This window comes from Plectonema cf. radiosum LEGE 06105 (genome assembly GCF_015207665.1).
Taxonomy (GTDB): Bacteria; Cyanobacteriota; Cyanobacteriia; order Cyanobacteriales; family Nostocaceae; genus Rivularia; species Rivularia radiosa_A.
The window spans coordinates 1-13,206 of sequence record NZ_JADEWL010000169.1 but is presented as its reverse complement, the minus strand read 5'-3'; the positions used below and the strand labels follow the sequence as shown (position 1 = coordinate 13,206).

13 protein-coding genes are annotated in these 13,206 nt (G+C 36.0%); 7 read left to right on the top strand and 6 right to left on the bottom strand.

What is annotated here, in order from left to right; translation table 11 throughout:
- Window positions 1-69: 69 nt before the first annotated feature.
- A complete protein-coding gene (locus IQ247_RS28150) occupies window positions 70-288 on the bottom strand; it encodes a hypothetical protein (protein WP_193925032.1) in 219 nt (72 codons plus the stop codon).
- Between the two features lie 187 nt (window positions 289-475).
- The gene (locus IQ247_RS28145; RefSeq protein ID WP_193925030.1) at window positions 476-1,660 is read right to left on the bottom strand and encodes an NAD(P)H-quinone oxidoreductase subunit H; all 1,185 of its coding nucleotides are present in this window, start codon (window positions 1,658-1,660) and stop codon (window positions 476-478) included.
- 637 nt (window positions 1,661-2,297) lie between these two features.
- On the opposite strand from IQ247_RS28145, the gene IQ247_RS28140 reads away from it, so the two are divergent.
- Entirely contained in the window at window positions 2,298-3,434 is a 1,137-nt protein-coding gene (locus IQ247_RS28140) for an ISAs1 family transposase (protein WP_193925034.1), read from the top strand.
- A 189-nt stretch (window positions 3,435-3,623) separates the two neighbouring features.
- Here IQ247_RS28140 and IQ247_RS28135 read toward each other — a convergent pair whose 3' ends face one another.
- The 3 genes from IQ247_RS28135 to IQ247_RS28125 all read right to left on the bottom strand — a co-directional run bounded on the left by IQ247_RS28135 (window position 3,624) and on the right by IQ247_RS28125 (window position 6,566).
- Window positions 3,624-3,893: a hypothetical protein gene (locus tag IQ247_RS28135; RefSeq protein ID WP_193925028.1), complete on the bottom strand. Its 270-nt coding sequence runs from the start codon at window positions 3,891-3,893 to the stop codon at window positions 3,624-3,626.
- 64 nt (window positions 3,894-3,957) lie between these two features.
- Complete coding sequence (locus tag IQ247_RS28130) at window positions 3,958-4,866, bottom strand: calcium-binding protein (RefSeq protein ID WP_193925026.1); 909 nt, start codon at window positions 4,864-4,866, stop codon at window positions 3,958-3,960.
- Window positions 4,867-5,669: 803 nt separating this feature from the next.
- Window positions 5,670-6,566: a helix-turn-helix domain-containing protein gene (locus tag IQ247_RS28125; RefSeq protein WP_193925025.1), complete on the bottom strand. Its 897-nt coding sequence runs from the start codon at window positions 6,564-6,566 to the stop codon at window positions 5,670-5,672.
- A gap of 183 nt (window positions 6,567-6,749) precedes the next feature.
- Here IQ247_RS28125 and IQ247_RS28120 point away from each other — a divergent pair, with 183 nt between their 5' ends.
- Together IQ247_RS28120 and IQ247_RS28115 are read left to right on the top strand one after the other, a co-directional pair.
- Window positions 6,750-7,781: a 1-acyl-sn-glycerol-3-phosphate acyltransferase gene (locus IQ247_RS28120; RefSeq protein ID WP_193925023.1), complete on the top strand. Its 1,032-nt coding sequence runs from the start codon at window positions 6,750-6,752 to the stop codon at window positions 7,779-7,781.
- 553 nt (window positions 7,782-8,334) lie between these two features.
- Window positions 8,335-9,861, top strand: coding sequence for a flavin-containing monooxygenase (locus tag IQ247_RS28115; protein WP_193925021.1), 1,527 nt, complete (start codon window positions 8,335-8,337; stop codon window positions 9,859-9,861).
- 20 nt (window positions 9,862-9,881) lie between these two features.
- On the opposite strand, the gene rppA is transcribed toward IQ247_RS28115, so the two are convergent.
- A complete protein-coding gene (rppA, locus tag IQ247_RS28110; RefSeq protein ID WP_193925019.1) occupies window positions 9,882-10,565 on the bottom strand; it encodes a two-component system response regulator RppA in 684 nt (227 codons plus the stop codon).
- A gap of 190 nt (window positions 10,566-10,755) precedes the next feature.
- Here rppA and hisG point away from each other — a divergent pair, with 190 nt between their 5' ends.
- The 4 genes from hisG to IQ247_RS28090 form a co-directional block, all read left to right on the top strand.
- Complete coding sequence (gene hisG / locus IQ247_RS28105; protein ID WP_193925017.1) at window positions 10,756-11,415, top strand: ATP phosphoribosyltransferase; 660 nt, start codon at window positions 10,756-10,758, stop codon at window positions 11,413-11,415.
- A 100-nt stretch (window positions 11,416-11,515) separates the two neighbouring features.
- Window positions 11,516-11,761: an AbrB/MazE/SpoVT family DNA-binding domain-containing protein gene (locus IQ247_RS28100; RefSeq protein ID WP_193925016.1), complete on the top strand. Its 246-nt coding sequence runs from the start codon at window positions 11,516-11,518 to the stop codon at window positions 11,759-11,761.
- Window positions 11,748-12,140: a type II toxin-antitoxin system VapC family toxin gene (locus tag IQ247_RS28095; protein ID WP_193925014.1), complete on the top strand. Its 393-nt coding sequence runs from the start codon at window positions 11,748-11,750 to the stop codon at window positions 12,138-12,140. Before IQ247_RS28100 ends, IQ247_RS28095 begins: the two co-directional genes overlap by 14 nt.
- Window positions 12,141-12,310: 170 nt before the next feature.
- Window positions 12,311-13,206: single-stranded-DNA-specific exonuclease RecJ (locus IQ247_RS28090; protein WP_193925012.1), on the top strand; the 896-nt coding region annotated here is incomplete at its 3' end.

The window sequence follows — 13,206 nt, the reverse complement described above, 5'->3', positions numbered from 1 at the left end:
GATAAGAACTGTCAATTGCGGTGGTACTAACTCCTCACTCCTAACTCCTAACTCCTAACTCCCAATTATTTACTTTTTCTGCTCAGTATCTTCTATGGCTTTATTAGTTCGTTCATGAGGTTTGAGCTTTGATTTCCAAGTGGGGAACAATCCAAGTAAATTTTTATTGATGGTTGTCCGAGTATTGAAGCTTGCGGATTTCATCGGTTCAGGTAAAACGCGGTCGCCAATACCGACGAATAGCACGAATACTAAAACTACTAATATAATTGGTGGCTTGTTTAACATTTTTTGTGTAAAAGCGTTAAGCTAAATTATTTATTTGTTTATAATTTATCTACTTATCTACCTAGTAGTCTATCCCATTAAATTTGCTAGGTTCTCAACCTCACCCATCGGGGAATTCTATTCCTAATAGCTTAAGTTTTATAAATAGGACTAAGAAACAGCCCCTCAGAATTAATGGGACAAACCACTACCTATCAACAGAACCCATCACCACATCAATACTTCCTAAAATCACAAAAATATCCGCAACTTTTACACCTTTAATTAATTGCGGTAATACTTGTAAATTATTAAAATCTGCGGGACGAATTTTCCAACGCCAAGGAAAAATGTGATCATCACCAATTAAATAAATTCCCAATTCTCCTCTACCCGATTCGATACGCACGTAATGTTCACCTTGAGGAATTTTAAATGTAGGTGCAACTTTTTTGGCAATATATTGGTAATCAAAATCGTTCCACTCAGACTTTTTACCCGCTTCCATACGCTTTGCTTCTAAATTCTCGTAAGCACCACCGGGTAAACCCTGAATCGCTTGTTTAATGATACTTACAGACTCGCGCATCTCCCCTACACGTACCACATAACGAGCTAAACAATCGCCACTAGTATCCCACTTAACTTCCCAATCAAAATCATCGTAACATTCATAATGGTCAACTTTACGTAAATCCCATTTTACTCCAGAAGCCCGTAACATTGGACCGGAAATACCCCAATTGATAGCCTCTTCACGACTGAGAATTCCTATCCCTTCGACTCGACGACGAAATATCGGATTATTAGTAATTAATCGTTCATATTCATCTATCTTAGGTAAGAAATAATCGCAAAATTCCTGACACTTACTCACCCAACCATAAGGTAAATCAACAGCAACACCACCGATGCGAAAATAATTGTTGTTTACCATGCGGTATCCTGTGGCAGCTTCAAACAAATCGAGAATCATTTCGCGATCGCGAAGGGTGTAAAAAAACGGAGTTTGCGCTCCCATATCCATAATATAAGGTCCCAACCACAACAGGTGATTGACAATCCGCGCTAATTCGAGCATGATGACTCGGATATAACTAGCACGTTTGGGAATTGGGATATCAGCTAATTTTTCTACAGCATTCACCGTTACGGCTTCATTGAACATTCCACCATAGTAATCCCAACGACTGACGTAAGGAATGTACATGATATTAGTGCGATTTTCGGCGATTTTTTCCATTCCTCGATGCAGATATCCCAAAACGGGTTCGCAATCGATTACGTCTTCTCCGTCAAGAGTAACAATAATTCGGAAACACCCATGCATCGAAGGATGTTGGGGACCGAAATTAATCGTCATCGGTTCGGTTTTAGTTTCAATTCTAGGCATTAGGAAGTACCATTCAGTGCTTTTACTTCCTAATATGGCGATCGCCTTTGTCTTTGTCTTGTAGATTCGTCCGATTTTTTGTACGTTTTTGCAGAAAAACCAAACTATATAAATGTAAAGGCTCGTAGTTGCGCTTGGGCGCTCATAAATACCTAGGCAAAATTAAATATATACTGCTCCCGCGCGAAGCGTGTCCGAAGGACATATGCTTCGTTCCTCGCTTCTGACAGGAGTTTGAGTTTTCCGGAATGTATGATTAATGAAGGCACTACCACTTATCTAGAGCGAAGACAGCGCAACTACAAACCTTTATTTATTTGTGCCTACCTACTTAACAATAATCATCAGATGAGATTTCCAGGTATTCTAAGTAGACACAAAAAAAAGACAAGGTGATCACCCTGTTTTTAATTTTTATATCCTGTAAATCAGCTTAGTAGCCTATATTAATTTTGCAGTTGTTTTAACCAGGGCAAACGCATCTAAATTTTAAAGGTGCAGGTGCGCCGCAGGCGCACTCGGCACCGACGGTGCGATAGTCCGAAGGACGACGCTTCGCGTATCGCCAACCAAAAAGTGTTGCTCCTTCTATCTGTGGTAGCCTTAAAAAATCAAGATGGGTGCGGAGTCGTTAACAGTGAAGCTGAAACCGAAGCAAGCAATTAGAGATTACTTTGTGGAGCTTGAAGACCCCCGAGTTGAGCGTACAAAACGACATCAGCTAATCGACGTAATTACGATTGCGATTTGTGCAGTAATTTGTGGCGCTGACTCCTGGGTAGCAATTGAAACATATGGGCAAGCTAAAGAAGAATGGTTAAAACGTTTTTTAGAACTACCAAACGGCATTCCATCTCATGATACATTTGCGAGAATATTTGCTTTAATTAATCCAGAAAAATTCCAGGATTGTTTTTTATCATGGATAAAATCAGTTGCAATTTTAACGGATGGAGAAGTGATTGCGATTGATGGTAAAAGTTTAAAACATTCATATGATAAAAAAGCAGGCAATCGTGCAATTAATATGGTAAGCGCTTGGGCAACAAGTAATAAATTGGTTCTTGGTCAAAGAAAAGTTGATAGCAAATCGAATGAAATTACTGCAATACCAGAGTTAATCAAAGTATTAGATATTGCTGGTTGTATTGTCACAATTGATGCAATTGGATGTCAAAAAGAAATAGTCAATCTTATATCTCAGAAAGATGGAGATTATATAATCGCACTAAAAAAGAATCAAAAAAGCCTATATGAAAGTACAGAGTTACTGTTTAAAGAAGCAATCTCAAAACGTAATAAAGGCGAGAATGTAAGTCATTACAGCACTCGCGAGCAGGGTCATGGACGCGAAGAGATACGTAATTATTTAATGCTTTGTGATATCTCAAATCGAATTGATCCAGAAAATAAATGGAACAAATTAAACAGTATAGGTATGGTTGAATCAATTAGAACCGAGAATGGTAAAACAACTGTTGAAACTCGCTATTATATTAGTAGTTTAAATTTAAACGCAAAAAAGTTTGGAGACTCAGTTCGTAGCCACTGGGGTATTGAAAATTCGTTGCATTGGATATTAGATGTAGCACTAAATGAAGATGATTGTAGAATTAGGAAAGATAATGCTCCACAAAATTTTGGTGTCCTTCGTCACATTGCAGTTAATTTGTTAGGTCAAGAAAAAAGCAAAAAGCTTGGAATTAAAAATAAACAATTTTTAGCTGCTATGGATGATAGCTATCTTGCGAAAGTTGTACAATTAAGTTATTAATCAACTCATTTTAATCAAGATTATACTTTCAGTTATTTAAGATGATTATATCTAATGGTATTTACTGCTTATTTATCTCTGTTAAATAGTTTATTTTATACTTTAATTTATATTTAGGTTAAATTATTAGTTCTGGGGGTGATTTTTACCATCGCCTACCCGCGCTGGTGCGGCTACGCCGCACCTAGCTTAATTTAAGATGCGTTCGCCCTGGTTGAAACTTCCGTCAGGGTTATGAAGATTACCGTCTTCTAAAGATATTTGCAGTCTATCAATAGCACGCTGTATTAGTCCTTTATTTTCCCTAGTAGCCTCTACACCAAGTGGCACTTTTATTTGATTTTTAACTTGCGGGAACCAAGGACGCGGCATATTGATGATTACCTTGTTTTGCTTGTTAGTGGTATAGCCTATTGTTCCCTGCAAAGCTTTGCCAGTTGGTGTTTTACCTGAATTCATTGTTAATACTCACTTATTACTCAAGTAGTAAAATACAATGACTATTTTACTACTTTAAAGTTGATTATAGCAGATTGCCAGGTATTCGTTTCGGTATTCTGTAAAACTTATCTTCCAATCCTGGTTCAATGGCAGTCTGTTCCGTTAATTGAGTAAAGGGTTTTCCAGTGTCTTGTTCTTCCATCGAACTAGAATAACTTGAAATTGATGTGGATAGGGATTCAGAAGGAGATGCTTCCCCAGTAATGAAACCCAGAAAGTCTTCGAGACTTGTATTTGACAACATATCGGAGATGAAACCTGAGAAAAACTGATCAATGTTAGGAAAGTTAAAGTTGGGAATATCAATGTTACTGTCGGGTGTTTCTGTTTGTAAACCAGAAAAATCAGCAGTATCTTTCCCAGTTAAGCCGCCGAAGCTTTCTATTGTTGGGGGTTGATTGGCGATCGCCGCATCGGTAAAAATAAAATTATCGGGTGTCAAACTATCTTGATTAACACCGATTAATGTGAGGAGAGGGTTTCCTTGTTGGAAAACAGTAGTTTCACCCTCAACTTGCTCGAATGTCAGAGAATCAAAAGTGCCATCTAATCCGCCAATTTGAATAAAATCGGTACTGGGATCGAAGTCTAATATAGTACTTGATGCTTCTGTCATATCCCAACTGTTAATCCAGAATTGATCGGCACCTTCTCCTCCCATCATCAAGTCACCACCGTCGCTATCAATTAGAATATCGTTACCTGCTGCACCTAGCAAACAGTTTTTATCCATACCACCGTTAAGTATATCCTCTCCTTCTCCACCACTGAAAAAATTAAAAGATGACTTACTTTGTAACATTAAAGTCTCGTTTAATTCGGGGAATAATGCTTGTTGATTTCCTAGAGTTGCTGCTTGAAGAGTAGAAATGTTGTTTAGCTGATTCGATGTCAATCCTAAAGATGTGTTGTCTGAATTAAGGTTAAGCATACAATTACCTCGGAATTAATCAGTTATCAGTTATCAGTTATCAGTTCGTTGATACGTATGGTAGTGGATTGAGACGATTCAGTAAATTGATAACTGTTCACTGTTAGAAATATGTGGGAAAAATAATACTTGTGCTTGTCGTGTTTATAGAACAGGATTTTGGAGTTTGAAGGAGGAATCCTGTTTTAGTGTGAATAGGATTGCTTTTTTGCGGAGAATTTACGCTAATTGGTTAACCAATTTTAGATTTCAGATTTTAGCACAATCGGGGTAATAATTACCTACCATAAGCCTTGATAAGTGTCCGCTGATTTAAGGCTGTCAAAGATAAATAAAATCTATTTATCTTGCCTGTTATAGTATTGCCTTAAACGCAGAAAAATCATCCTAATTTTGCAGTCCCCAAAATGATTTTAAATGATTTATTGATTTATTTACCACTGCGAAAAATTTTTTAATATATTATTAATAAATCTCTGAATAAATCAGAGATGACAATTCTTGAATTTGAAAGTATTCGTGATTACTTTTTTACGATGTTTATGCTTTTAAAGTCATAAATCTGATTTTTTCATGGATATCTGGGATTGAAACCAGGATTTTCCATAGAAACCGGGTTTATTTGAGAAAATCATCTTTAAATAAGTAATTTGTAATTGAAATTACATAGATAAAATCAAAGAAAATATATTATCAATCAGTTTATGAGCGATACTTCTTTGATGGTACATATAAATTGCCCCATTTATCTTTAGATTTGATTTATCTTCTATAGAGTCAATCCAAAATCCAAAATCTAAAATTTAAAATCGAACAACTTTGCCCGGAGTTACCCCAATTAACTTTTTAAAATGTCGATTTAAATGGCTTTGATTGGCAAAACCAACAAGAAAAGCAACTTGAGCAATACTATACTTTCCTGTTAGTAATAATTCTTTAGCACGCTTAACGCGAGTTTGAATCACATATTGATGGGGTGTAACTCCCATTGATAACTTAAATAAATGACAAAAATAATGTGGACTCATATATAATAAACTGGCTAATTCATTCAAGCCTAAATCTTGTTCTAAATTATTGTTGATATATTCAATAATTTGATTTAATTGAGTTTTTGATAAACCATTTGTATATTTCTTAATGTTGAGTGTTCCGGTGGAATAATATTGTAATAAATGTACAGTTAAAGCATTTATCATTGTTTCCACATATAAACGATTTTTCGATGGATTGTTTTCTAAAACCTTTTTAATTGCAAGTCCAATTTGTAAAACTAAAGGGTCTGGTGTAGCAAAATGTGGTATTAATTGAATTTGTTGTGGTTCTCCCGATTCATCAATAGCACACGCAAAAGCTTTCGTTTCGATACCTAAAAGAATAAAATCACCTTGAGCATCCCAAGCACACTTTTGACCGATATTTGCAGGATTAACTACTATATCTCCACCGATTACTGAGTCCCTTTGAAAACGTCCATCAAGTTTTCTATCTGCGTGAATAATATAGTTGCCGTGAGTAAAAATAGCAATGCTGTGTCCAAGGGGACTACAAACTTCAGGAGTCTCGTATGCTGGTACAGATAAATATCTGAAAAACATCCCGTCCCATCCAGTGTTTTGGCTCGTGAGAATTGGTTTACAAGGAAAAAGTTGGTTTATCTCATCTTCTTCGGTCAAAACTAAAGGCTTATTTTCTGACATAATCAAAACAGAATTCTACGTTTTTAATGTATCAAAAATTCAGAGGCGATATATCAGGTCTTTACAACATTACCTGAAAATTTTTGGCAAAAAAAATTAAATGATTATACCTCCACAGCATGAGGTAAATTAGAACACATTTTAGTTAAAATTTGAATAATTTAGTTGTAGTAAAAAATTTCAATGGCTGCAAGCGACCAACATCCCCATAACATTTATCAATTCAAGCAAAAATCAGTTGGAAGATTTAATTTTAGCTGGTTTGATTGGTTTTGTCTGTGGTATCCTCCGGGCTGGCTAATTTTATTTAATCGTCACTGGCAACATTATCATGATGACCCGGATGGTTGGAATTGGTTGGAATATATTTTATTTTTAATTCCCTGTGGATTTTATTTAGCATTATTGATTCGTTGGTTGCGTTTGGGTTGTCGTATTCCATGTACTCAACAGAATGAATTTAACCCGAATTATCAAACGGCTTTTCGGGAAGAAATTTTGCAACCAATTGTTAAATATTACTTTCATGGTAAATTACAACAAATTGAAAATCTACCACAACATACTCCGATAATTGTAGCTATGAATCATGCAGGAATGTGTTTTCCGTGGGATATTTTAACTTTGGGATATTTATTAAGTAAACAGCAAGGATGGGTAGTATATCCTTTAGCTGGTATTGATTTATTTGAAAATCCGTGGATGACTTGGTGGTTACCACCGGGATGGTCACAAGTATTAGGTGGTATCAAAGCTAAATATGATGATTTTGAAGCTGCAATTGAACAACAAAAAATTTTATTATATGCACCGGAAGGTTTAAGAGGACCTGGTAAAGGTTGGAAGAAAAGGTACCAATTAGAAAAGTTTGATATTAGTTTTATTCAGTTGAGTCAAAAATATAAAATTCCTATTTTACCTGTTATTTGTATTGGTAGTGAAAATCTACATCCTTACACTTTAAATATTAGCTGGTTGCAAAAAATTTTTAATTTACCGTTCTTACCAATATCACCTTTAATTCCTTGGTTTGCTATTTTTCCTAGTATGGGTGTTTGGGCTGCAAAAAGCAAATTACGTTATTTTATTCAACCTTTAATTAAGGTTGAGAATGTGAATAATAGGGGAGAATTTTATCAAAAAGCACAAGAATTGAGAAAGAAAATGCAAACTCAAATTAATCAGCTTTTACGAGATGAGAAGTCCGGTTTTTAAGTTAAGACTTAGCAAAAGGCACATTTTTTATTGTCGGGTATGTGATATCGTGTCCGGATGATTAGTTATTATTTGCTGTTGACTGGTAATTGGTAATGGGTAATGGGTAATTATTAATTGTTGATTGTTCGCGAACCAACTTTATTTATTTAACCGGACATAATATGACACTTTGAGAAATGCCGGAACGTAAAAATAAGCTTGTCACCTACCAACGCCCGCCCAAGTGACATTCACCGAGTAAATTTTATGGTCTGAAGCCCCCGGATTTATCCGTGGATGTCCTGATTGTAGGCAATGTTGAAGCACCATTATTTTATTTATGGGGCAATAATTACGAATTACGAATTACGAATTATATTCACCCTTTTTGGCGCGGTTCATCGCGGCTATTCCTGTAAAGCCAACTTCTGAAATTTTACTGAGAGAAATATTAAGAAAAATCAAACATAGTATAATGTACGTAAAAATACTGCTATTTCCCACAAAATTCGTGAATAGACAAAGCTTAATTTTGTCAAATAGATAAGTATTATACGTAGATTGCCAAAAAATGAGTATTAAAAAAGTTTGCGTAATTGGAGCAGGTGTCAGTGGTTTGGTTGCGGCTAAAACTTTTGTGGAAGAAGGTTTCGACGTAACGGTATTTGAGAAGCAAGCAGCACTTGGAGGGGTTTGGGAAAAGTCTAGGAGTTATCCGGAAGTAAGAACCCAAAATAGCCGCCATACATACTGCTTTACAGATTATCCCATGCCGGAAGATTATCCAGAATGGCCAAACAGTGAGCAAGTACGCAGATATTTGCAGTCTTATGCAGATAACTTCGGAGTTAGCGAAAGGATTTGTTTTCAGACAGAAGTTACTAATATTTTCAGAAAAGCAGGAAAAGAAGTAGTTTGGATAGTTAGTGTCAAAATTAATAATCAAAGAGAAGAAAACCATGAATTTGATTTTGTTTTAGTATGCAATGGAGTGCTGAATATTCCGAAAATACCAATATTTCCTGGTAAAGAAGAGTTTCTTGCAGCAGGAGGTAAAATTCTGCATTCTAGTGAATGTAATGATACTTCATTAATTAAAAATAAACGAGTTGTTGTTGTCGGTTTTGGTAAATCAGCTTGTGATATTGCCACATTTGCAGCGAATACAGCAAAAGAATCTACTTTATTATTCCGTCGTGCTTTTTGGAAAATTCCCAAGTTTTTCTTTAATAAAATTCACTTTGAGCATATTTTACTGACACGTTTTTCAGAAATATGGTTGCCTTATCGTAAACTAAAGGGAATTGAAAAATTACTTCATACTATAGCTACACCTTTAGTATGGGCTTTTTGGCGGCTAAATGAATTAATTTTACGTAATCAGTTTAATCTTGATGTTTACAAAATGCTGCCTGATGAATTAATGAATTTAAGTCTTGGTTGTAATGCAAATCTAGCCGTAGATAATTTTTATGAATCCGTACTTTCAGGAAAAATTAAAGCGAAAAAGGCAAGTATTACTAAATTTATTCCTGATGGTTTAGAGCTTGATGATGGTGAAAATTTAAAGGCTGATGTAGTAATTTTTGGTACGGGATTTCGTCAAGACATACCTTTTTTAGAAGCAAAGTATCGTCGTTTAATCAAGGATGAACAAGGTAGTTTTCACCTCTACCGTAATTTAATTAATCCTGATGTTCCTAATATGGGTTTTATTGGTTATAGCGTAAGTTTCTTTTGTCAGCTTACATCTGAAGTGGGAGCTTGGTGGTTAGTAGAATATGCGAAAGGAAACTTAGTTTTACCAACACCATCCCAAATGCACGCGGAAATAGAAGAACACTTGAATTGGGATAAACTAAATTTACCTCCAGCTATCGCTCCTGGAACCTGTGTAAGTCGTTTTAGCTTCCATTATTTAGAAGATTTAATTGAAGATATGGGGTTCCATATTTTTGGTAAAGGTGCTAAACCAATTCAAGGAATCATGGAAAGAATTAATCCATCTGCATATCAAGAAATTCGACAGCAATTACGTGGTAAAAAAGCTTTATCTGTGAAAAAAAATTATGTAAAAGAAGTTGTAAAAGTTAGTTGAAAATATCATAAACATCATATTCAAGAAACACCAAAACGATAACCTTTACCATAAACGCTATGAATTAATTGCGTTTCATGATTAACTTCAATTTTTCTTCGTAACAGACGAACTAATGCAGCAATTACATTACTGCTGGGTTGTTCGTCTTCTTGCCATAAATGTTGTAATATTTGAGCATGAGTTAGCAGTTGACCAGTATTTTCCATCAAATATTGTAATAACTGACTTTCTTTTTCTGATAATTCAATTATTCTTCCTTGACGATAAGCTATTTGATTTTGAGAATCTAATTCTAAATCTTCTACAACAATTCTTTTATTTGTATTAGCATACTCTTCCACACCGGCACGTCGTAATAAAGCCCGAACTCTTGCCAGTAATTCCCGTAGTTCAAAAGGTTTAATTAAGTAATCATCCGCACCTGCATCTAAACCTTTTACTCGGTCATCTAAAGTATCTTTGGCTGTGAGAAATAATACAGGTGTGGTGACTCCTTGCTGTCGTAACTGCTGACAAATTTCTAAACCCGTTTTTCCTGGCAGCATCCAGTCTAAAATAAGTAAATCGTAATTGCCTTTTTGTACAAGTTCGCTACCTGTTGTACCATCAAAAGCGGCATCAACGTTGTAACCTTCGCGGGTTAATAACCGACTTAACGGGGTTGTGAGTTCGGCTTCGTCGTCAACTATCAAAATTCGCATCTTTTAGATTTTAGATTTTGGATTAATATATCTATCTGTCACTTAATAAATGGTAATTTAAGGAGAGAAGGAAAACAGAAAGATAATTTTTAACTCCCAACTTCTACCTTCCAACTCCTGACTCCTAACTCCTAACTCTTAACTCCTGACTCTTCAATCTAAAATCCAAAATTTAAAATCCAAAATCGTCATGTTAACTGTTGCACTCCCGAAAGGTGGACTTCTCAAAGACAGCATCCGCTTACTAAAATCTGTAGGTTTGGATTTTAGTGCTTTTTTGGCTGAAGAAAATCGTCAATTACAAATCTTAGATGCTAGCGGAAAAGCTAGAGGGCTAAAAGTCAGAGCTCAGGATGTACCCGTTTATGTCGAATACGGACAAGCTCAATTGGGTATCGTTGGTGAAGATGTATTAAGAGAGAAAAATCCGCAAGTCGCACGTTTAGTTGATTTGGGGTTTGGTTATTGTCGGATGTCGGTAGCGGTAAAAGCTACTAGTTCTTACAAATCACCTTTGGATTTACCCGCAGATTGTCGAGTTGCATCTAAGTATGTAAATTGCGCTCGTGATTATTTCCAAAGTTTAGATTTTTCTGTAGAAATTATACCCTTATATGGCTCTGTAGAATTAGGACCGATTACCGGAATGTCGGAAGCGATTGTTGATATAGTTTCTACCGGAAAAACCCTCAAAGAAAATGGTTTAGTAGAAATCGCCACTTTATATGAAAGTACTGCGATGTTGATTGCTCATCCTTTAAGCTATCGTTTGAATGCGGATGGAATTAATGATTGGATTAGTAAGTTACGAGATACGGTTTTGAGTGAAAAAGTAGGGAGTGGTAATTAACAGAAATACGATCAATTAGCGACTCCTTCGGAGTATTGCCCTTCATTCTCTTTACTCTATGCTAGGATGAAGTAAGGAGATAAAGTAAGGAATTAAAGTAATGGCTATCACAAGCGTCACGACGAAAGGACAAGTAACTATTCCTAAAGAAATTAGAGACTACCTAAATATAGATACAGGTAGCAAGGTTGATTTTGTGATTGATGAAAATGGGATAGTTACACTTATTCCCTTGAATGTTCCTGTTAAAAACTTATCAGGGATTTTACATCGTCCAGGAATGAAAAGCGCAACTTTAGAAGAAATGGAAACAGCAATTAAAGAAGGTTCAAGTGATTGGAGTTGATACGAATATTTTAGTGCGCTACCTGACAAAAGATGACGAGCGACAGTGGCAGAAAGCTGTGGAAATTATCGAGGGGGGAGAGCAATGTTTTATTGCTAATATAGTTCTGTGCGAATTAGTTTGGGTTTTGCGCGGTAAGCCTTATGAATTCAGTAGGGGAGAAATCGGTAAAACTATAGAAATGATGCTGCAATGTGCTGTTTTTGAGTTAGAAAATTCCTCTCTAGTTTATCAAGCATTGCACCGTTTTCAGCAAGGAAAAGCGGATTTTTCCGACTATTTGATTGGTGCGATCGCACAACAATTTGGTTGCAGCAAAACTGTAACGTTCGATCGAAAGTTAGCAGATGATAAAGGATTTAAGTTGTTGGAGCGATAATGCGATCGCTAGTAAAAAACATACAGATTCGATCTAGTAGACTAAAAATATCTGGCTAAGTTGACCTATAAATAAAGTCGAGAGAAAACTATTTAACCTTAAATCTTTTGCTGTTTAAGGTATGCTACAGATGGCAATTTGGTTCGCTTAATTCTTAATTATTTTTGATTATGCCAGACGAACTTAAACCGAAATCTCCTCGTAGTCAACGTTTACCCAAGCAACGCTGGCAAATTTATCCGCAAAACCCAGAATTAGCGCAAAAACTGGCAATGGTGACTGATATGTCACCTTTAATTAACCAATTGTTGATCAATCGCGGTTTTGATTCACCTGAAACTGCACAATTATTTTTACATCCAGAATCATTAAATTTACCCGAACCCTTAGATGAGTTTCCAGATTTAGCAATTAGTGTAGAATTACTGCAAAATGCAATTAATTCTCAAGAAAAAATTGCCATTTGCGGTGATTACGATGCTGATGGCATGACTAGTACCGCTTTATTATTACGGAGTCTGCGGACTTTTGGTGCTGATGTGGATTATGCTATCCCCAGTCGGATGCACGAAGGTTATGGTATCAATAAACGGATTATTGAAGATTTTCACGATGAAGGCGTAAAGTTAATTTTAACGGTAGATAATGGGATTTCCGCATTTGAACCCATTGCGAGAGCCAAAGAATTAGGATTAAAAACAATTATTACAGACCATCACGATATTCCTCAGCAATTACCTCCAGCCGACGCGATTTTAAATCCTAAATTGCTACCTTCCACTTCCGTATATCGTGGTGTTGCTGGTGTCGGTGTCGCATATATCTTAGCGATGTCTTTAGCACAACAGTTAGGTAGAACTGAAGAGATATCAGATACCATGTTAGAACTGTTTGCTTTAGGAACAATTGCAGATTTAGCTCCTTTAGTAGGAGTTAACCGTACTTGGGTAAAACGCGGTTTACGATTGTTACCCAAATCTAAATTAGCAGGTATACAAGCCTTGATTCAAATGGCAGGTGTACAAGCCTTGGGGAGTAAGGGAGATGGGGAGATGGGGAGTAAGGG

Excerpts from the sequence above, each read along its gene's own strand:
- IQ247_RS28150 (WP_193925032.1), bottom strand. The coding sequence starts at position 288 with ATGTTAAACAAGCCACCAATTATATTAGTAGTTTTAGTATTCGTGCTA.
- IQ247_RS28145 (WP_193925030.1), bottom strand. The coding sequence starts at position 1,660 with ATGCCTAGAATTGAAACTAAAACCGAACCGATGACGATTAATTTCGGT.
- IQ247_RS28135 (WP_193925028.1), bottom strand. The coding sequence starts at position 3,893 with ATGAATTCAGGTAAAACACCAACTGGCAAAGCTTTGCAGGGAACAATA.
- IQ247_RS28130 (WP_193925026.1), bottom strand. The coding sequence starts at position 4,866 with ATGCTTAACCTTAATTCAGACAACACATCTTTAGGATTGACATCGAAT.
- IQ247_RS28125 (WP_193925025.1), bottom strand. The coding sequence starts at position 6,566 with ATGTCAGAAAATAAGCCTTTAGTTTTGACCGAAGAAGATGAGATAAAC.
- IQ247_RS28120 (WP_193925023.1), top strand. The coding sequence starts at position 6,750 with ATGGCTGCAAGCGACCAACATCCCCATAACATTTATCAATTCAAGCAA.
- IQ247_RS28115 (WP_193925021.1), top strand. The coding sequence starts at position 8,335 with ATGAGTATTAAAAAAGTTTGCGTAATTGGAGCAGGTGTCAGTGGTTTG.
- rppA (WP_193925019.1), bottom strand. The coding sequence starts at position 10,565 with ATGCGAATTTTGATAGTTGACGACGAAGCCGAACTCACAACCCCGTTA.
- hisG (WP_193925017.1), top strand. The coding sequence starts at position 10,756 with ATGTTAACTGTTGCACTCCCGAAAGGTGGACTTCTCAAAGACAGCATC.
- IQ247_RS28100 (WP_193925016.1), top strand. The coding sequence starts at position 11,516 with ATGGCTATCACAAGCGTCACGACGAAAGGACAAGTAACTATTCCTAAA.